This window comes from Nocardioides anomalus, assembly GCF_011046535.1.
Taxonomy (GTDB): domain Bacteria; phylum Actinomycetota; class Actinomycetes; order Propionibacteriales; family Nocardioidaceae; genus Nocardioides; species Nocardioides anomalus.
On sequence record NZ_CP049257.1, the window covers coordinates 570846 to 589592 of the forward strand.

Here is an 18747-nt window from a genome sequence, read left to right on the forward strand (position 1 = left end):
CCGCGCTCAGGCCTCGTTGACGGGTCTCAGCACGTCCTCGGCGAAGCGCGCCATGCCCTCGAGCTTCTGCTCCAGGGTGGCGTCCCGGCCGGAGTAGTACATCCAGGGCATCGTCATCGCGTCGGTGACCCCACCGCGCTCGGCGCGCGCGAAGTGCTCGGGCAAGAAGGCGTCGGTGAGCGCGCAGAAGACCGCGAAGTCGCCCTCCGCGTCGACCGCCTCCCGCGCGTCACGCAGCCGGGCGGCCCAGGCGACCGCCTCCTCGGTGGGGTACATGTCGCCGATCCAGCCGTCGTGCCGCGCCGCGCGCGCGAAGGCGACGTCCGACAGCCCGCCGACGTAGACCGGCACCGGCGCGGTGGGCGTCGGCTCCATGGTCAGCCGCGGCGCGTCGTACACCTCGCCGTGGAACTCCCGCCAGCCCGGCTGCCACAGCTCCCGCATCAGCGCGAGGCCCTCGTCGGTGCGCCGGCCGCGGGTCCGGAAGGACTGGCCGAGCAGCTCGAACTCCTCCTCGCACCACCCGATCCCCACCCCGAGCCCGACCCGGTTGCCGGACACCACCGCCGCCGTGCCCACCGACTTGGCCACCTGGAACGGGCTGCGCAGCGCCGGCACGTAGACCGTGGTCACGAAGCGCAGCCGCGTGGTGACGGTCGACAGTGCGCCGGCCATCACCCACGGGTCCGGCCACTCCGCGTCCGGGCTCCAGCGTCGCGACCCGTCGGGCGTGTAGGGGTACGGCGTGCGCAGCGTCTCGAGGTCGACCACGTGGTCGGGCATGGCCAGGCTGTCGTAGCCCAGCTCGTCGGCCGCCCGGGCGATCGGGACGAGCTGGTCGGTCGGCAGGAACGCCGTGCTGATCGAGAACCGCACCCAGGGATTAGAACAGGTTCTAGTGCGGGGCGCCCGCTGGGAGCGACCACGTCGGCGCGGGGTACCCACCCGTCATGGCCGACGACTCCGAGACGACCGACCGCCCCGGCGCCCAGCGGTGGGTGCCCGAAGGGGCGACCCTGCCCCAGCTGCGCGAGGCGGTGCAGGAGTGCCGCGGCTGCGAGCTGTGGCAGGACACGACCCAGGCGGTGATGGGGGACGGGCTGCCGCAGGCGCGCCTGGTCCTGCTCGGCGAGCAGCCCGGCGACCAGGAGGACCGCCAGGGCAAGCCGTTCGTCGGCCCGGCCGGTCGGCTCCTGGTCCAGGCCCTCGACGAGGCGGGCATCGACCGCGCCGACACCTACCGCACCAACGTGGTCAAGCACTTCCGCTTCCGGGGGCGCGGCAAGCAGCGCATCCACCAGACGCCCAACCAGGTGCACGTCACCGCGTGCGCGCCGTGGCTGGCCGCCGAGTTCACCCAGCTGCAGCCGGTGGGCGTCGTCGTGCTCGGGGGCACGGCCGGCAAGCTGGTCTTCGGCTCGGCGTTCCGGGTGGGGGAGATGCGCGGGTCGCTCACGGACTGGCCGGAGCGGTTCCCGGTGGCCAACGCACCGCAGTGGGTGCTCCCCACCACGCACCCGTCGGCGGTGCTGCGGGCTGAGGACCAGCGCGAGGCGGCGTACTCCGGGCTGGTGGCCGACCTCCGGATCGCGGCGGAGGCCCTGCGGGGCGCCTGACCCGCCCAGTCGGGTCAGGGGCCGTCCGCCGGGCTACTTGAAGATGCTGTAGCCGCCCGGGCCCACCACGAACGCCAGGACGATCAGGATGAGCCCCCAGAGGATCGACCCGCGGAACAGCGCCACGATGCCCGCGATGCCGATGAGCACCGCCAGAATCCAGAGCAGAAACATCTCTTTCCCTTTCTCCCACGCCCGCCGTCAGGCGGTGCGTCCCTCCCTCGACGGCTCCTGGTCAGGAGCCGACTCAGTAGTCCCCGTCCTCGGGGACCACGTGCACGGCCGCCTCCTCGGCGGAGGCGGCGGCGCCGTCGATGCCGACGTCGTCGCCGACGAGGTCACCCTCGGTGTCCTCGTGGGCGCCCTCGTCGGGTGCGACCAGCCGGCCGGCGCGCTCGTCGCCGACCTCGCCGTCGTCGAGCTGCTCGTCGTCGTCGGCGGACGCGGCCTCGTCGTACGGGTCGGCCTCAGGGACCTCCTGCTCGAGGCGCTGGTCCAGCGTCTCGCCGGCGGCCTCCTCGTACGGCGTGTTGCCGAAGCCCTGCGCGGCCGACCACTTCTCCGGCGGCGAGTAGCCGCGGTCGAGCGCGTCGTCGACGTCCGGGTCGCCCAGGTCGTCGACGTTCGAGGGCTGGTCCTCGTCGTCGACGCTGTAGTCGTTGTAGGTCTCGGCTTCCTCGGGGCTGTTCTCCGTCACGGCTCAGGAGTACCCCGAGGGGTGACTCAGCAATCCCGAGCCTTGACTTTAGTTCAAGACTCGTACTAAATAGGCGGGTGGCACTCGTCCTGGGGGTCGACACCTCGACCCAGTCCTGCAAGGCGGTCCTCGTCGACAGCGACGACGGCACGGTCGTCGACCAGCGGTCCGCGGCGCATCCCGACGGTACCGAAGTCGACCCGCGGGCGTGGCTCGCCGCGGTCGACGACGCGGCCGGTCCGCTGCTGGAGCGGGCGGAGGCCCTGGCGGTCGGGGGCCAGCAGCACGGCATGGTCGCCCTGGGCGCCGACGGCGAGCCGGTGCGCGACGCGCTGCTGTGGAACGACACCCGCTCCGCCGAGGCCGCGCGCCAGCTCATCGCCGAGCACGGCGGCCCCGAGGCCTGCGCCGAGGCGGTGGGCAGTGTGCTGGTCGCGTCGTTCACCGTCACCAAGCTGCGCTGGCTGCGCGACCACGAGCCCGAGAACGCCGCGCGCGTGGAGCAGGTGCTGCTGCCGCACGACTACGTCTCGGCGCACCTCGCCGAGCCCGGCACCCGCGCCTTCACCGACCGCGGCGACGCGTCCGGGACCGGCTACTACTCCGCGATGGAGGACCGCTGGCGCGAGGACCTGCTCGAGGCCGCGCTCGGCCACCCCGCCGCCGTGCCCGAGGTCGTGGCGCCCGGCGCCGTGGCCGGTCGCACGCCCGGCGGCCAGGCCATCGGCGCGGGGACCGGCGACAACGCGGCGGCGGCGCTGGGGATGGCCCTCGAGCCAGGCGACGTGCTGCTCTCGGTCGGGACGTCCGGCGTGGCCTCGACGGTCAGCCGCGCGGCCGCCGTCGACGGCACCGGGACGGTGACCTGCTTCGCCGACGCCACCGGCGGGTTCCTGCCGCTGATCGCCACGATGAACGCCGCGCGCATCCTCGACCTCCAGGCCGCCCTGCTCGGGGTGGACCACGACGGGCTGGCCGAGCTCGCCCTCAGCGCTCCCGCCGGCGCCCACGGGGTGACGATCTCGCCCTACTACGGCGGCGAGCGCACGCCGAACCGACCGGACGCCACCGGCACCTGGACCGGACTGCGGCCGACGACCACCCGCGCCGACCTCGCGCGCGCGGCGTACGAGGCACTGCTCTGCTCGCTGGCCGACGCCGCCGACCTGCTGGCCGAGCGGGTGCCCGAGCCCGTGGGGCGCGTCCTGCTCGTCGGCGGCGCCGCCCGCAGCGCGGCCGTGCGCGCCCTCGCGCCGGCGGTCCTGGGCCGGCCGGTGGTCGTGCCGCCCGCGGGGGAGTACGTCGCCCTCGGCGCGGCCCGGCAGGCCGCCTGGGCCCTGGCCGGCACCGAGGCCCCGCCCACCTGGCCGGTGCGGGGCACCGAGCTGCTCGAGGCCGACCCCACCCCCGACGTCCGCGCGCGCTACTCCGAGCTGCGCGACCGCACCACCGACTGGAGCTGATGTGACCATCACCGTGCCCACCCCCACCCCCGAGGACAAGTTCTCCTTCGGCCTCTGGACCGTCGGCTGGCAGGGCGTCGACCCCTTCGGCCCGGCCACCCGGCCGCCCATGGACACCGTGCACGCGCTGGAGAAGCTGGCCGAGCTCGGCGCCTACGGCGTGAACTTCCACGACGACGACGTGATCCCGTTCGGCAGCGACGACGCGACGCGCCAGCAGATCATCGACCGGTTCAAGAAGGGCCTGGCCGACACCGGCCTGGTCGTGACCACCGCGACCACCAACCTCTTCAGCCACCCGGTGTTCAAGGCTGGCGGCTTCACCAACAACAACCGCGACATCCGCCGCTTCGCGATCCGCAAGGTGATGCGCAACGTCGACCTGGCCGCCGAGCTCGGCGCCAAGGTGTACGTCGCGTGGGGCGGTCGCGAGGGCGCGGAGTACGGCGCCTCGCAGGACACCGCGGTCGCGCTGGACCGGATGAAGGAGGCCTTCGACCTCCTCGGCGACTACGTCACCGAGCAGGGCTACGACCTCAAGTTCGCCATCGAGCCCAAGCCCAACGAGCCGCGCGGCGACATCCTGCTGCCCACGATCGGCCACGCGCTGGCCTTCATCAACGAGCTCGAGCGGCCCGAGCTGGTCGGCGTGAACCCGGAGATCGGGCACGAGGAGATGGCCGGGATGAACGCCGCCGCGGGCTACGCCCAGGCGCTGTGGTCCGGCAAGCTCTTCCACATCGACCTCAACGGCCAGAACGGCCCGAAGTACGATCAGGACCTCCGCTTCGGTGCGGGCAACGTCCGCGGCGCGTTCTGGATCGTCGACGTGCTGCTCGCGGGCGGGTACGACGGCCCGGTCCACTTCGACTACAAGCCGTCGCGCGTCGAGGACGAGGACGGCGTGTGGGTCAGCGCCGCCGCCAACATGCGCAACTACCTCATCCTGCGCGAGAAGGTGAAGGCGTTCCGCGCCGACCCCGAGGTCCAGGAGGCGCTGGCCGCCGCCCGGCTGCCCGAGCTCGCCCAGCCGACCCTGGGCGACGGCGAGGGCTGGCAGCAGCTGCTCGAGTGGTCGCTGCCCGACCCGGAGCAGCTCGCCCAGCTCGGCGCGGCCACCGAGCACCTCGACCAGCTGGCGCTCGAGCACCTCTACGGCGTGCGCTGATCCTCAGGGGTCCGCGGTGACCGAGCCGGCCAGCCCCGCCAGCACCGAGCGGTTGCGCAGGCAGAACGCCTCGCTGGTGCTGCGCAGCCTGCGCCGTCTCGGTCCCGGGAGCCGCAGCGAGCTCGCGCAGCGCACGGGGCTGGCCAAGGCCACCGTCGGCACCATCGTCGGCGAGCTGGAGGCGCTGCACGCCGTCGCCGAGGAGCCGGCCCGGCCGGGCTCGCGGGGCCGGCCCGGTCGCCCGGTCGCGCTGGCGGGGGAGCGCTACGTCGCGCTCGGGCTCGAGCTCAACGTCGACTACGTCGCGGCCGTGGTCCTCGACCTGGCCGGCGGGACCGTCGCCCACGAGGTGCGTCCGGTGGGCGACGCCGCGCCCCTCGAGGCCCTGGTGGCGCTGGTCGCCGACACCGCCCGCCCGATCGAGGACCGGGTGCTGGTCGGCAGCGTGGTGGCGGTGCCGGGGCTGGTGCGCGGCGACGACCGCACGGTGGACTGGGCGCCCAACGTCGACATCGACGGCGAGGTCGTGGCCGAGCGCGTGGCCGCGGTGCTCGGCCGGGGCCCGGTGCACGTGGCCAACGACGCCGACTGCGCGGCGTACGCCGAGGCCCACCACGGCGCGGCCACCGACACCGCCTCGCTGCTCTACCTGACCGGCACCGTCGGCGTCGGCGCCGGCATCGTGGACGGCGGGGAGCTGGTCCGCGGCGGCTCGGGCTTCGCCGGGGAGGTCGGCCACATGCCCATCGGCGATCCCGCCGCGGTCTGCGGCTGCGGTCGCCGCGGCTGCTGGGAGACCGCCGTCGGCCTGCACGCCATGCTCCGCGCCGTCGAGGAGCCCGAGGTCGGCACCCCGCTGGCCTCGGCCGAGGCCGTCGCCCTGCGCGCCCGCGACGACGACGAGGTGCGCGCCGGGCTCGCCCGGCTCGGCCGGGACCTCGGGCGGGGCCTGGCCGTGCTCTGCGAGGTGCTGGACCCGGCCGTGGTCGTCCTGGGCGGCTACTTCGTGCCGCTGGGCGACCTCGTCCTCGACCCGGCCCGCGCGACCCTGGCCGAGCGCGTCCTCGGCCCGCGGCAGGGGCCGGAGCTGCGGGTCGGCACGCTCGGCATCGAGGCCGCGGCGCTCGGCGCGGCCGAGCGCGCCTTCGCCGGCGTCTTCGCCGGCGAGGTCGAGCTGGCGCCCTAGGGCCCGGCGCTAGCCCGCGACCCGGGCGCGGGCGTCCAGGATGGCGCGGCCCAGCGCGGAGGGCGGGTCGACGAAGAGCGGCTCGAAGGCCATCTCGGCCGCACCGAGCAGCACCGAGTCGTCGCCGAGGGCCGGGTGGGCGAGCGTCACCGACTCGGCCGCGGCCGGCAGCGCGCCGTCGGCCACGCCGCCGTCGATCTCGTCGCGCACGAGGGAGTAGAGCGCCCCGAAGTAGCCACCCATGACCACGACCTGGGGGTTGAAGGCGTTGATGAGGCTGGCCAGCCCCTGGCCGATGGCCTGGCCGATCGCGCGCAGCTCGCGCGGCGCCTTGGCGTAGCCGGCCAGCACGGCGCCGAGCTCGGGGACCCGCTCGGGCGGGCAGCGGATCGCGTCGGCGATCGCGTGCGCACCGACCTCGGTCTCCCAGCAGCCCAGGTTGCCGCAGTGGCAGGGCTTGCCGCCCGGGTTGAAGCGCAGGTGGCCGATCTCGCCGGCGTACCCCCCGGCGCCCTCGAGCCGCTGGCCGCCGGTGATGACGCCGGCGCCGACGCCGACGTTGCCGGAGACGTAGATGAGGTCGCCGACGCCCACCGCGGCGCCGCGCTCGTGCTCGGCCATCGCGCCTAGGTCCGCGTCGTTGGCCAGCGAGATCGGCACGTCGACGCCCAGCGCGGCCAGCACGATGCTGCCGAAGGAGACGTCGTGCCAGTCCAGGTTGGGCGCGAGCCGGATCAGCCCGTCGCTGCGGCGCACCAGACCCGGGACGCTGATCCCGATCCCGACGAGCGGGGAGAGGTCCGGGGCGTCCGCGACCACCTTGCGCACCAGCCCGGCCACGACCGCGCCGACCTGCCAGGCCTCACTGCCCTCGAAGACCGTCTCGGCCCGCTCGAGCACGGTGCCGCCCATGCCGACCCGGGCCACGACGGCCCGGTCGACGCCGAGGTCGACCGCGACCACGAACGGGCCGTTGCGCGCGACCCGCACGCCCACCGAGGGGCGCCCGGCGCCGCGGGTGCCGCCGACGGTGTCGGCGTGCTCCACGGCGCCGAGCGACTCCAGCTCGGCGACCAGCCCGGCGATGGTGCTCCGGTTGAGCCCCATCCCCTTGGTCAGCTCGGCCCGCGAGCTCTGACCCCGTTGGTGGACGTGACGCAGGAGGGTGCCCAGGTTGTGTCGCCTGACCGCCTCCTGGTTCGTCCCGAGGCCGGCTCGTGGGGGCGCCATCGACGGACTAGACCCCCGCCGCCGAACGGCGGCGGCGCGAGATCGCGTCGACGCTCGCGGCGAGGAGGAGCACGCCACCGGTGACGAGGTAGTTGATGTAGCTGGCCTGGTTGAGCAGTCCCAGGCCGTTGGGGATGGTGGCGATCACCAGACCGCCGATCACCGCGTGGATCGCCTTGCCCCGGCCGCCGAAGAGGCTGGTGCCGCCGATGACGGCCGCGCCCACGGCGTACAGCAGGACGTTGCCGCCGCCGGATCCCGGCGAGACCTTGCCGACGAACGACGCCAGCAGCAGGCCGCTGACCGCCGCCATGGACGAGCACAGCACGAAGGCGGTGACCTTGATCCGGGTCACGTTGATGCCGGCCCGGCGCGCGGCCTCGGCGTTGCCGCCGACGGCGTACAGGTGCCGGCCGAAGCGGGTGCGGGTGAGCACGAAGGTCCAGAACAGCAGCAGCGCGATGACCACCGGGGCGACCCACGGGATGCCGCTGATGTTGAAGATGGCCGGGTTCGGCGCGCGGTTCTTGCTCAGCAGCGCGGTGAGGCCGAGGACGATCACGGCCAGCACCGCGATCTGCAGCACGACCAGCGCGATCGGCTTGTGCACCAGGCCGCGCGAGGAGCGCGAGCGGTACTGGTAGAGCGACAGCGCCGCGAACCCGACCACGATGACCACCGCGGCGATCCAGCCGGCGGTGACCGGCACGTTCTTGATCGACAGCCCGCGCAGCACCTCGTCGTCGTAGCGCAGCGAGCCGCCGGAGCCGATCAGCTTCAGCGGACCGGCCTGGAGCCCGAGGAAGAAGGCCAGGGTGACGATGAACGACGGGATGCCGAGGACGGTCACCAGCACGCCGATGATGAGGCCGATGATCGCGCCGCAGGCCACGCCGGCCAGGGTGGCGACCCACCAGGACTGGCCGTGGTCGAGGATCGCCAGGGCCGTGATGGTGGCGCAGAAGCCACCGGCCACGCCGGCGGACAGGTCGATCTCGCCCAGCAGCAGGACGAAGACCAGGCCCATGGCCAGCACGCAGATGGAGCCGGCCTGCACGACGAGGTTCGCCATGTTGTACGTCGTGAGGAAGCGGTCGTTCAGCGAGCTGAAGACCACGAACAGCACGACGAGGCCGAGGATGGCGGGCAGCGAGCCCATGTCGCCGCCGCGCAGCCGGTTGAGGTAGTCGCGCGCCGCGTCGCCGAGCGTGCCCGCCTGGCGGCTGTCGATGTCGAAGGCGCCGCTGGTGCTGGCGGTGCCCGGGTCGGAGCCCGCGACCGGGTCCTTGGCCGCGCCCTGGGCGTCGGTGCTCTCGGAGTTCTCGGAGCTGATGGTCATGTCCGTCTCCCTCAGACGCTCGCGGTGGCGGGGTTCTCGGAGATGCCGAGGCTCCCGGATCGGCCCGAGGTGATCAGCTCGACCACCTGGCTGGTGTTGACGTCCTTCGCGGCCACGTCGGCGGCCACCCGGCCCAGGTAGAGGGCGGTGATCCGGTCGGCGACCTCGAAGACGTCGGTCATGTTGTGCGAGATCAGCACCACGCCGAGGCCGCGGTCGGCCAGCCGGCGGACCAGGTCGAGGACCTGACGCGTCTGGGCCACGCCCAGGGCGGCGGTCGGCTCGTCCAGGAGCACGATCTTGGAGTTCCACAGCACGGCCTTGGCGATGGCCACGGTCTGCCGCTGGCCGCCGGACAGGCTGGCCACGCTCTGGCGCACCGACTTCACGGTGCGCACCGAGAGCGAGGCGAGCGTCTCGCGGGCCCGCGACTCCATCGAGACCTCGTCGAGGCCGATGCCCTTGATCTCCTCGCGGCCGAGGAACATGTTCTGGACGATGTCCAGGTTGTCGCAGAGGGCGAGGTCCTGGTAGACGACCTCGACGCCCAGGCCCGCGACGTCGCGCGGGCTGTGCACGGACACCGGCTGACCGTCGAACAGGTACTCGCCCGAGTCCCGTCCGTAGATCCCGGCGATGATCTTGACCAGGGTGGACTTGCCCGCCCCGTTGTCGCCCACGAGGGCAGTGACCTGCCCCGGGTAGACGGCGAAGTCGACGTCGTGGAGGACGTGGACCACGCCGAAGCTCTTGTTGACGCCCCGCAGCTCGAGGAGCGGCTCGCTCATCGGATACCCCGATCCATTTGTTGTTCGGATAGCACTAGCGTGCGCGCCGCGCGGCAGCCACGACGCAGAAGGCGCCCGGGCCGGGTTCGGCCCGGGCGCCCACGACTGAGCGTATTGCGTGCGTCAGCCGGTGATGCCTGCGTCGGAGCAGAGCGACGCGTAGTCGCCGGTGCAGACGTCCTCGAACTTCTGGCCGCCGTCGGAGATGACGTCGCCCACGTTGTCCTTGGTGATCGACACCGGGTCGAGGAGGATCGACGGCACGTCGCGGCCGCCCTCGGAGTCCTCGGTGGTGCCGGTGGTGTCGGCGTCGTCGCCGTTGACCAGGGCGATCGCCGCGTCGGCGAGCGCACCGGCCTCGAGCTTGGCGGACTTGTAGACCGTCATGCACTGGGTGCCGGCGAGGACGTTCTGCAGACCCTCGACGGTGGCGTCCTGACCGGTGACCGGGACCTTGCCGGCCTGGCCGTTGCCCTCGAGGACGCCGATGGCAGCGCCACCGAGGCCGTCGTTGGCGGCCAGCACGCCGTCCACCTTGCCGTCAGCGGCGGTGTAGAGCTGCTGGAAGATCGTGGCGGCCTGCTCGTTGTCCCAGTCCGGGACGGCCTGCTCGCCGACGACCTTGTAGTTGCTCATGCTGTCGAGCACCGAGTGGGCACCGTCGGCGAAGAGCGTCGCGTTGTTGTCCGTGGGCGAACCGTTCAGGTAGACGATGTTCGCGTCCTTGTCGCCCAGGCAGTCGGCCAGACCCTGGCCCTGGAGCTCGCCGACCTTGGTGTTGTCGAACGAGACGTAGTAGTCGGCCGAGCCACCCAGGGTGAGCCGGTCGTAGTCGATGGTCTTGACGCCCTGCGAGGCCGCCTTCTCCTCGATGGCCGCACCGGACTCGGAGTCCAGGTTGACGATCGCGAGCACGGTCACGCCGTTGCCGATCATGGTGTCGGCGATCTGCGTCATCTTCTCCGCGTCACCCTCGGCGTTCTGGATGTCGTAGTCGACACCCGCGTCCTTGAACGCCGCCTCGAGTGCGGGACGGTCAGCGGACTCCCAGCGCACCGAGGACTCGGTGTCAGGAAGGATCACGCCGATCTTGCCGGCGGCGTCCCCGCCGCCGCTGTTGCCGGAACCGGAACCCGAGTCACCGCTGTCCGAGTCGTCGCCGCAAGCCGCCAGGGTCATCGCGAACCCCAGTGCCCCGACGATCATCAGGCTGGTCTTACGCCTCACTACGCCTCCTATGAGATGCGCCTCCGTCCCCTCGACGGACGGACGCTATATGTTGCGCGCCACAACTTATAGAGTGGTCGTCGTCACGTCCAGAGGTGTCGGCAGCATTTCTGCATCGTGACCGGAAAGTGACCTGACGGACGGAGCCGCATGTCGTCGAGCACCCAGGCGCACGGCGAGGCGCCGGGCGGTCCGGTCGACCTGGTGACCCTGGGCGGCGAGACCCTGGAGCTGTCGGTGAGCACCCTGGGCGCCGCCGCCCAGCGGCTCCTCGCGCACGGCCCCGACGGCTCCCGCGACCTGCTGCTCGGGCTCCGGGACGCGGCCGCGGCGCTGGCCGACGAGTCCTTCATCGGGGTGGTGGCCGGGCGCTTCGCCAACCGGATCGCCGGCGGTGAGCTGCCCCTGGACGGCCACACCTGGACGCTGCCGGTCAACGACGGCCCGAACACGCTGCACGGCGGTCCAGACGGCTTCGGGCGCCGGGTCTGGACCGTGACCGACCTCGACGACGGGCCGGAGCCGTGGCTCCGCCTCGCGCTGGTCAGCCCCGACGGCGACCAGGGCTTCCCCGGCGAGCTCGCCGTCGCCGCGACGTACGCCGTGCGCGGCTGGTCGGTCTCGCTGGACCTGGAGGCTCGGACCACCGCGACCACCGTGGTGAACCTGACGTCGCACGCCTACTGGAACCTCGCCGCCGGCGCCGACGTGCGTGACCACCACCTGCGGGTCGCCGCCTCGCGCTACCTGCCTGTGGACGGCACCGGCATCCCGGTCAGCGGTCCGGTCGACGTGGCCGGCACCGGCTACGACCTGCGCGACGGCGGCCCGCTGCGCGCCCACCTCGACGGCGACGTCGACCACTGCCTGGTGCTGGACGACCCGCCGCCCGGCGTGGCGCAGGCGGTGCTGAGCGACCCCGCGAGCGGCTGGTCGGTGAGTGTGGAGACCGACGCGCCGGGTGTGCAGGTCTACACCGGAGCGCACCTCAGGGGCGCCTTCGCCGCGCACGACGGCATGTGCCTGGAGACCCAGTGGTTCCCCGACGCGCCGCACCACGAGGGTGAGCCCGGCTGGCCCTCGACCGTGCTGCGGCCGGGCGAGACCTGGCGGTCGCGGACGGTGTGGCGGATCGACCCGCCTCAGCGACCGGCGTAGGTCGTCGTCCGCTCCACCACCGGCCGGCCGATGCCGGCGCCGATCTCGACCAGCTCCGCGACGGTCTTGGCCGAGCCGTGCTCGGAGCCGGCCATCCGCGAGATGGTCTCCTCCATCAGGGTCCCGCCGAGGTCGTTGGCGCCGGCGTCGAGCATCGCGCGGGTGCCGTCCACGCCGAGCTTGACCCAGCTGGTCTGGATGTTGCGGATCCGCCCGTGCAGCAGGATCCGGGCCATGGCGTGCACGGCCAGGTTGTCGCGCAGGGTCGGCCCGGGGCGCGCCACGCCCGCGAGGTAGATCGGGGCGCTGGTGTGCACGAACGGCAGCGGCACGAACTCGGTGAACCCGGCCGTCTCGTCCTGGATCCGGCTCAGCACCCGCAGGTGGTTGACCCAGTGCCGCGGGTTGTCGACGTGGCCGTACATCATCGTGCTGGTCGTCGGGATGCCGAGGCGGTGGGCGGTGGAGACCACCTCGATCCACGTGCGCGTCGGCAGCTTGCCCTTGGTCAGCACCCAGCGGACCTCGTCGTCGAGGATCTCCGCGGCGGTGCCCGGGAGCGACCCCAGTCCGGCCTCGCGCGCCTTGATGAGGAAGTCCTCGATGGACAACCCGGTGCGGGCGGTGCCGTTGACGACCTCCATGGGGCTGAAGGCGTGCACGTGCATCTCGGGCACCCGCTGCTTGACCGCGCTGACCAGGTCGAAGTACGCCGACGCAGGGAGCTCGGGGTCGATGCCGCCCTGCATGCAGACCTCGCTCGCCCCGAGGCCCCACGCCTCCTCGGCCCGGTCGGCGACCTCGTCGAGAGACAGGGAGTAGGCGTCGGCGTCGGTGCGGCGCTGGGCGAAGGCGCAGAACCGGCACCCGACGTAGCAGACGTTGGTGAAGTTGATGTTCCGGTTGACCACGTAGGTCACGTCGTCGCCCACGCTCTCGCGGCGCAGGTGGTCGGCCAGCCGGCACACCTGCTCCAGCAGCGGCCCCTCGGCGGTCATCAGGGTCAGCGCGTGCTCGTCGGACAGGTTCCCCGGGTCGCGCTCGGCGGCGGCCAGCGCCTCCCTGCCCTCGCTGTGCAGCACCGCGGCGGTGCCCGTCCCGGTGCCGGTCGCGGCGGCGGCCGCCTTGACCGAGTCCCAGTCGCCGTAGACGCCCGCGAAGTCCGAGCGGCGGTCAGAGGTCCGGCCCTCGGTGTCGACGGCCTCGAACAGGTCGGTGCGGCCGACGCTGGCGAAGCCGCCGTCCGGCTCCTGCCACGGCAGCCCGACGGGTCGTGCGCCGGGCCGGGCCAGCCCGTCGTCCTGGGCCAGCGCGGCCACGTGCGCGGAGACGCGTGGGTCCAGCCACGGCTCGCCGCGCACGACGTACTCCGGGTGGACGGTCAGCCTGGGCGTGAGCTCGAAGCCGCACTCCGCCGTGATCTGGCGCAGCCGCTCCAGCGAGGGCCAGGGTCGCTCGGGGTTCACGTGGTCCGGGGTCAGCGGCGAGACGCCGCCCCAGTCGTCCACGCCCGCGGCCAGCAGCGCGCGGCACTCCTCGAGGTCCACCAGGTTGGGCGGCGCCTGGACGCGCGCCCGGGGGCCGAGCAGGAGGCGGGTGACGGCGAGGGCGGCACGGTACTCGTCCAGGCCCAGGTCGTCGGTGTGCCGCATCGCGGTGTCCGGCTTGGCCCGGAAGTTCTGGACGATGACCTCCTGCACCGCGCCGTACGCGCGCGAGACCTGGCGCAGCGCCAGGATCGTCTCGGCCCGCTCGGTGAGCGTCTCGCCGATGCCCACCAGCAGCCCGGTGGTGAAGGGGATCGAGAGCCGCCCGGCGTCCTCGAGCACCCGCAGCCGCACGGCCGGGTCCTTGTCGGGGGAGCCGTAGTGGGCCTCGCCCCTGGTCTCGAACAGCCGCCGCGAGGTGGTCTCGAGCATCATGCCCATCGACGGGGACACCGGCTTGAGCCGGTTCAGCTCCTCCCAGCTCATGACGCCGGGGTTGAGGTGCGGCAGCAGCCCGGTCTCCTCGAGCACCCGCACCGCCATGGCGCGGACGTAGGCCAGCGTGGAGTCGTAGCCCTGCTCGTCGAGCCACTCCTGCGCCTCGGGCCAGCGGTCCTCGGGCCGGTCGCCGAGGGTGAACAGCGCCTCGAGGCAGCCCATCTCGGCGCCCTGGCGGGCGATGTCGAGGATCTCGTCGGGGGAGAGGTACGGCGCGCGCCCGTCGCGCCGCGCCTGGCCCGGCGTCTCCACGAACGTGCAGTAGTGGCAGCGGTCCCGGCACAGCCGGGTGACCGGGATGAAGACCTTGGGCGAGTACGTCACCACTCCCGCGCGGCCCGCCGCCGCGAGCCCGGCGTCGCGGACGCGGGCCGCCGCGGCGCAGAGCCGGTCCAGGTCCGCCCCGGTGGCCGCGAGCAGGACCGTGGCCTCGCCCAGGTCCAGGGCCGCGCCCCGCTCGACCCGAGCCAGCGCTCGGCGTACCTGCTGCGGGGTCGGCTCGGTCACCCGGTCGAGGCTAGCGGCCGCCTACACGGTCGCCGGCGCCCGCTCGGACTCCGAACCCTCCGACCCGGGCGGGCGCTCGCCGCGGTCGAGCCGGCTGGGCCACCAGATCTTGCCGCCGACGTCGAGGTTGATCGCGGTGACGAGCACCGAGCGCACGATCATGGTGTCCAGCAGGACGCCCAGGGCGACCGCGACCCCGAGCTCGGCCAGGAAGACGAACGGGATCGAGCCGAGGACCAGGAACGTCGCGGCGAGCACGATCCCGGCCGAGGTGATGACGCCGCCGGTGGAGCCGAGGGCGATGAGCGAGCCCTTGCGCGTCCCGTGGGTGGCCGTCTCCTCCCGGACCCGCGTCATCAGGAAGATGTTGTAGTCGATGCCCAGGGCGACCAGGAACACGAACGCGAACAGCGGGAACCCTGGATCGGAGCCGGCGAAGCCGAAGACGTACTTGAACAGCAGTGACGACAACCCGAGCGCGGCCCCGAAGGACAGGATCACCGTCCCCATCAGGATGAGGGGCGCCGCGACCGCACGGAGCAGCCCGATGAGGATGAGCAGCACCACGATGAGCACGATCGGGATGATGACCTTGTTGTCGCGGTTCGAGGCGACCTTCGTGTCCAGGTAGAACGCCGACCCGCCGCCGACCCGGGCGTCGGCGCCGTCCACGCCGTGCACCGCGTCGCGGGTGGCCTGGACGATGTCGAAGGCCTTGGTCGAGGAGATGTCCTCGCCCACGGTGGCCTCGAAGAAGCTCCGCGTGTCCGAGACCTGCTGCGGCTCGGTCGGCGTGCCGAGGCCGCGGATGTCCTCCACCGCGGCGAGCACGTCGTCCAGCTCGTCGGTGTTCGCCACCACCTGCACGGTGTTGGAGTTGTCCTGCAGGCCGTGCTCGACGAGCAGCTTCTGGCCCTTGATGGAGTCGAACTCCTTCGTGTAGGTGTCCTCGGTCGACAGCCCGTCGGCCTTGAGCGTGAACAAGCCGAGCGAGCAGGCCAGCAGCAGGACCGTGGTGATGATCCAGACCTTGCGCGGTGCCTTGGCGATCCGGGCCCCGACGCGCGCCCAGAAGCCGCTGGCGTTCGGCTCGTCCGAGCCGTACGCCGGGCGCTTGGGCCAGAACACCCAGCGACCGCAGATGACGAGCAGGGCCGGCAGCAGCGTGACCATGACCAGGAAGGTCACGCCGATGCCGATCGCGTTGACCGGTCCGAGGCCGGCGGTGGAGTTGAGCTCGGCGAAGACCAGGCAGAGCATGCCCACCGCGACCGTGGACGCGCTGGCCAGCAGCGCCGGCGCGGCCCGGTGCAGGGCGAAGGCCATGGCCTCGTGGCGGTCGTCGTGGCGGCGGAGCTCTTCTCGGTAGCGGGCCACGAGCAGCAGCGCGTAGTCCGTGCCGGCGCCGATGACGAGGATGCCGAGGATGGCCTGGCTCTGCCCGTTGACCGTCAGCCCGGCGTACTTGGCCAGCAGGTAGACCACGCCGCCGGAGACGGAGTAGGCGAAGACCACGCTGAGGATCGGCAGGATCCAGAGCACGGGGCTGCGGTAGGTGAACAGCAGCAGCACGATCACCACGAGCAGGGTGATGAGGATGAGGGTGGTGTCGATGCCCTCGAACGCCTCGGCCGAGTCGGCCGCCTGACCGCCGTACCCGGCGAGGTGCACGGTGACGCCGTCGACCTGGGTGATGTCGCGGACCTCGTCGACGGCGTCGGGGATGGCGTTCCAGCCGTCGGAGCCGAAGTTGAAGGTCAGCGAGGTGACCGCGACCTCGCCGTCCTCCGACTGCGCCTGGAACGGCGCCCCCGGGAGCTGGGCCACCGCCTGCGGCGTGAAGACGGTCTTCTGCACCACGCCGTCGACGTCGGAGAGCTCGGTGGCCTGGTCCTCGATCGCCGACAGGTCGGCGTCGCTGAGCCCGCCGGAGCGGTAGTAGACGATCAGGGTCGGGATGTCGTTGGGGTCGACTGTCTCTGACAGCTCGTCGACCACCTTGGTCGACTCCGCCGAGCCCGGGAGCCACGACGAGGCCTCGTTGTTCTGGACGTCGACCAGCTTCGCGCTGAGCGACCCGAAGACGGCGAAGGCGGCGATCCAGGCGAGCAGGACCAGCCACTTGGTGACGCGACCGGTGAGCCTGCCGGCGATCTGGCGGTGCATGCGGGTACTCCATCAGAAGGGTGAGGTCGACGACATCAGGGTTTTCCCCGAGTCAGCGCGTGCTGACCGGCGATCACGCCTGAACTCATCGACACCCTCCAGCCCCCGGGTGTGACACCTCCACCGGTGGTCTGGACCGGTGGCCGCTGGACAGGTGGGACGTGGCCGCTGGACCGGCCTCAGAGACCCAGCGAGCGGCCGATGATCTCCTTCTGGATCTCCGTCGTCCCGCCGTAGATGGTCTGGATGCGCGAGTCCATGAAGGCCTTCGCGATGGGGTACTCCGTCATGTAGCCGTAGCCGCCGAACAGCTGCACGCCGCGGTCCACCAGCTTGGTCTGCAGCTCGGTGGTCCACCACTTGGCCATCGAGGCGAGCGCGGTGTCGACCTGCCCGGCGTTCAGCTTCGCCACGCAGTCGTTGAGGAAGACCCGCGCGATGTGCGCCTCGGTGGCCATCTCGGCCAGCAGGAACCGGTTGTGCTGGAACCTCCCGATCGGCTTGCCGAAGGCCTCGCGGGTCCGGGCGTAGTCCAGGCACAGGTCGAGGACGTGCTCGACCGCCGCGACCGCGATCGCGGCGATGGACACGCGCTCCTGGGGCAGGTTCTGCATGAGGTGGATGAAGCCCTGGCCCTCCTCGCCCAGCAGGTTGGCCTTGGGCACCTCGACGTTGTCGAAGAACAGCTCGGCGGTGTCCTGGGCCTTGAGCCCGACCTTCTCCAGGTTGCGGCCCCGCTCGAAGCCGTCCATGCCGCGCTCCACGACCAGCAGGGAGATGCCCTGGTGGCCCGCATCGGGGTCGGTGCGCGCGACGACCACGACGACGTCGGACATGATCCCGTTGCTGATGAAGGTCTTGGAGCCGTTGAGGACGTAGTGGTCGCCCTTGTCGACCGCGCTGGTCCGGATGCCCTGGAGGTCCGAGCCCGCGCCCGGCTCGGTCATCGCGATGGCCGAGATCAGCTCGCCGCTGGTCAGCCCGGGCAGCCAGCGCTGCTTCTGCTCGTCGTTCGACAGGGAGGTGAAGTAGGGGAGGATCACGTCGTTGTGCACCGGGAAGCCGAGCCCGCCGCCCCCGACCTTGGTGATCTCCTCGGTGAGCACGCAGTTGTAGCGGAAGTCCTTGATCCCCGCGCCGCCGTACTCCTCGTCGACGTCGAAGCCGAGCAGCCCGGTCTCGCCCGCCTTGAGCCACACCTCGCGGCTGACCTGGCCGGCCTTCTCCCACTCCTCGACGTGCGGGACGACCTCCTTCTCCATGAAGGCGCGCGCGGTCCTGCGGAAGTCCTCGTGCTCCTGGTCGTAGATCGAAGGGCGCTCAGGCAACGTCTCGCTCCTTGTTCAGCTCGTCGAGCATCTTGGTGGGGCCGATCTGGCTCAGCCGGTAGCCGTTCGGGTACGTCGGGTGCGTGCGGTCGCGCGGCGCGCGCCGGGGTGGGGCGAACCGCAGGAGCCTCGCCCTCGCCCTCAGGCCGAGGTCGACGGCGCGGACCAGCCAGCGCGGCTGGTCCTCCATGCCGAGGGCCTCGCGCAGGGGCTCGTCCATGAGCGCGATGGTCACCCGGCGGAAGCCGACCTTGAGGTACCACGGCGCGGTCTGCCGACCGATCCGGATGGTGGCCTCGGTGACCCTGGTGTTCGCGGGGTCGGGGGCGAACCGCTCGCGCTCGTAGTCCTCCAGCAGCCGCTCGTAGCCCTCGTAGGTCTGCGGCAGCCCGGTGATCTGCATGAGCTCGCCGAAGCGGGTGGTGAAGCGCGCGATCGCGACGAGCTCCTTGGGGTCGAGCGGGCGCCAGCCGTACCGCGTGATCCACCGGACCGGTCCCACGATCGTGGTGGCCAGGACGTACTGGAACTCGTCGTTCGGGATCGCGTAGTGGCCGTGGATCCGGTTCAGCCTCGCGACCGCCGCGTGCGAGCGGGCGGAGTCCACGCCCTCGGCGACCGCCTCCTCCTGGAAGACCAGCGTGTCGTCGTACCGCTTGACGCCGTGCTCCTCGAACTGCCTGGTGCGGTCGAGCAGCCGGCTGATCGACGGCACGCCGTAGTCGCGCAGGAACGCGATCGCCGTGCCCTGGTCGAAGTCCCAGGGGAAGTCGTGGCGCGCGGTGAGGGTGACGATGCGGTCGCGGTCCGCGTCGTCGTACGGGTCGAGGGTCCGGATCTCGTCCAGGTGGTCGTACCGGCCGCGCGACCCCCACCTCATGCGCCCGGC

General features: G+C 72.3%; 16 protein-coding genes. 5 read left to right on the forward strand and 11 right to left on the reverse strand.

Annotated elements, in window-relative coordinates:
• Window positions 1–6 precede the first annotated feature (6 nt).
• Window positions 7–876 (reverse strand): TIGR03619 family F420-dependent LLM class oxidoreductase, encoded by an 870-nt coding sequence (locus tag G5V58_RS02980; RefSeq protein WP_165228633.1) that lies wholly within the window; start codon window positions 874–876, stop codon window positions 7–9.
• 74 nt (window positions 877–950) lie between these two features.
• Here G5V58_RS02980 and G5V58_RS02985 point away from each other — a divergent pair, with 74 nt between their 5' ends.
• Window positions 951–1616 carry a UdgX family uracil-DNA binding protein gene (locus G5V58_RS02985; protein WP_165228635.1) on the forward strand — a complete coding sequence of 222 codons (666 nt, stop codon included), beginning with the start codon at window positions 951–953 and terminating at the stop codon, window positions 1614–1616.
• A gap of 33 nt (window positions 1617–1649) precedes the next feature.
• On the opposite strand, the gene G5V58_RS02990 is transcribed toward G5V58_RS02985, so the two are convergent.
• Entirely contained in the window at window positions 1650–1790 is a 141-nt protein-coding gene (locus G5V58_RS02990) for a GPGG-motif small membrane protein (protein ID WP_165228637.1), read from the reverse strand.
• A 73-nt stretch (window positions 1791–1863) separates the two neighbouring features.
• A complete protein-coding gene (locus tag G5V58_RS02995) occupies window positions 1864–2313 on the reverse strand; it encodes a DUF5709 domain-containing protein (protein WP_165228639.1) in 450 nt (149 codons plus the stop codon).
• Window positions 2314–2390: 77 nt separating this feature from the next.
• Between G5V58_RS02995 and xylB the strand changes: the two genes are divergently transcribed.
• The 3 genes from xylB to G5V58_RS03010 are packed head-to-tail and all read left to right on the forward strand — an operon-like array spanning window position 2391 to window position 6130.
• Complete coding sequence (gene xylB, locus G5V58_RS03000) at window positions 2391–3776, forward strand: xylulokinase (RefSeq protein WP_165228641.1); 1386 nt, start codon at window positions 2391–2393, stop codon at window positions 3774–3776.
• 7 nt (window positions 3777–3783) lie between these two features.
• A complete protein-coding gene (gene xylA / locus G5V58_RS03005; protein WP_165238563.1) occupies window positions 3784–4944 on the forward strand; it encodes a xylose isomerase in 1161 nt (386 codons plus the stop codon).
• A gap of 16 nt (window positions 4945–4960) precedes the next feature.
• A complete protein-coding gene (locus G5V58_RS03010) occupies window positions 4961–6130 on the forward strand; it encodes an ROK family protein (protein ID WP_165228643.1) in 1170 nt (389 codons plus the stop codon).
• Window positions 6131–6139: 9 nt separating this feature from the next.
• Here the strand turns inward: G5V58_RS03010 and G5V58_RS03015 are convergent, their stop codons facing one another.
• From G5V58_RS03015 to G5V58_RS03030, 4 genes are all read right to left on the reverse strand, one after another.
• Window positions 6140–7360 (reverse strand): ROK family protein, encoded by a 1221-nt coding sequence (locus G5V58_RS03015; protein WP_165228645.1) that lies wholly within the window; start codon window positions 7358–7360, stop codon window positions 6140–6142.
• A gap of 7 nt (window positions 7361–7367) precedes the next feature.
• On the reverse strand, window positions 7368–8699 hold the full coding sequence (locus tag G5V58_RS03020; protein WP_165228647.1) for a sugar ABC transporter permease: 1332 nt from the start codon (window positions 8697–8699) through the stop codon (window positions 7368–7370).
• A gap of 11 nt (window positions 8700–8710) precedes the next feature.
• Entirely contained in the window at window positions 8711–9487 is a 777-nt protein-coding gene (locus tag G5V58_RS03025; RefSeq protein ID WP_165228649.1) for an ATP-binding cassette domain-containing protein, read from the reverse strand.
• Between the two features lie 123 nt (window positions 9488–9610).
• Window positions 9611–10714, reverse strand: a complete 1104-nt coding sequence (locus tag G5V58_RS03030; protein ID WP_165228651.1) for a sugar ABC transporter substrate-binding protein — start codon at window positions 10712–10714, stop codon at window positions 9611–9613.
• Between the two features lie 150 nt (window positions 10715–10864).
• On the opposite strand from G5V58_RS03030, the gene G5V58_RS03035 reads away from it, so the two are divergent.
• On the forward strand, window positions 10865–11872 hold the full coding sequence (locus G5V58_RS03035; RefSeq protein WP_165228653.1) for an aldose epimerase family protein: 1008 nt from the start codon (window positions 10865–10867) through the stop codon (window positions 11870–11872).
• Here G5V58_RS03035 and G5V58_RS03040 read toward each other — a convergent pair.
• The 4 genes from G5V58_RS03040 to G5V58_RS03055 all read right to left on the reverse strand — a co-directional run bounded on the left by G5V58_RS03040 (window position 11857) and on the right by G5V58_RS03055 (window position 18738).
• Window positions 11857–14364, reverse strand: coding sequence for a bifunctional FO biosynthesis protein CofGH (locus G5V58_RS03040; RefSeq protein WP_165228655.1), 2508 nt, complete (start codon window positions 14362–14364; stop codon window positions 11857–11859). The genes G5V58_RS03035 and G5V58_RS03040 overlap by 16 nt on opposite strands.
• Window positions 14365–14385: 21 nt before the next feature.
• On the reverse strand, window positions 14386–16530 hold the full coding sequence (locus G5V58_RS03045) for an MMPL family transporter (RefSeq protein ID WP_165228657.1): 2145 nt from the start codon (window positions 16528–16530) through the stop codon (window positions 14386–14388).
• 179 nt (window positions 16531–16709) lie between these two features.
• Complete coding sequence (locus G5V58_RS03050) at window positions 16710–17858, reverse strand: acyl-CoA dehydrogenase family protein (RefSeq protein WP_165228659.1); 1149 nt, start codon at window positions 17856–17858, stop codon at window positions 16710–16712.
• Window positions 17851–18738, reverse strand: a complete 888-nt coding sequence (locus tag G5V58_RS03055) for an oxygenase MpaB family protein (protein WP_165228661.1) — start codon at window positions 18736–18738, stop codon at window positions 17851–17853. Before G5V58_RS03055 ends, G5V58_RS03050 begins: the two co-directional genes overlap by 8 nt.
• Between the last annotated feature and the right edge of the window lie 9 nt (window positions 18739–18747).